Genomic DNA, 675 nt, shown 5'->3' on the forward strand with positions numbered 1-675 from the left:
TAATGATATTTTTCGTTTACATGAATATCATCAGCCGAATCTTGATTATGCAGCCTCAGGATCCTTAGGCGCGGCTGGTGGATATTCGGGAATAGGAGCTTTACCCCTTGTATTAATAGGAATTTTTTTACCCACGGATAATAAATTATCCTTTTGGCCGGCCTATTTGCTTTATTTTGCAACAATTTTAATTTCATACTTCTTTTTTTCGTTTTTAATGAAATTTTATAATTATGTAACAGTAGGGTCATCAAAAAATCCTATTAAAAATTATTCTGAGTTAGAAGCACAGATCAAGAGCATCTCTCAAACACATGTTAAAAAACACGTTTTAATTTCACAAATAAAAACTTTAAGTGGTTTGGTAATAGTTATTAAAGTGGTGTGCCTTACCCTTTTCTTGATTGTATTCCTTCCGTTTACATATGGAGCTTACCGTAGTTCAACTTCCATGGTTGTCTTTATGGGAATTATAGTTGGGATGGACACATTTTTCTTTTTAGTTTTGGGATGCTTTAAATTTCCTTCACGTATAACAATTAGCAATCACGTTGATCAGATCATTGTCAGTAAAATTGAGTGAGTAGGAGATAATTTATGCAAGACTTTAATGCTTTAAATCAAAGTTTATCTTTGGGTTCGACATCACCTAATAACATTGTTAGTGGAGGAAAT

The 675-nt window shown here is 32.6% G+C and carries 1 protein-coding gene; it reads left to right on the top strand.

Going from position 1 to position 675, the window contains the following annotated elements:
• A partial coding sequence (locus FC87_RS07035; protein WP_082619242.1) for a hypothetical protein occupies positions 1-583 on the top strand: 583 nt, incomplete at its 5' end.
• Positions 584-675 lie beyond the last annotated feature (92 nt).

Origin of the sequence: Fructilactobacillus florum DSM 22689 = JCM 16035, from assembly GCF_001436645.1 — a bacterium.
Taxonomy (GTDB): Bacteria; Bacillota; Bacilli; order Lactobacillales; family Lactobacillaceae; genus Fructilactobacillus; species Fructilactobacillus florum.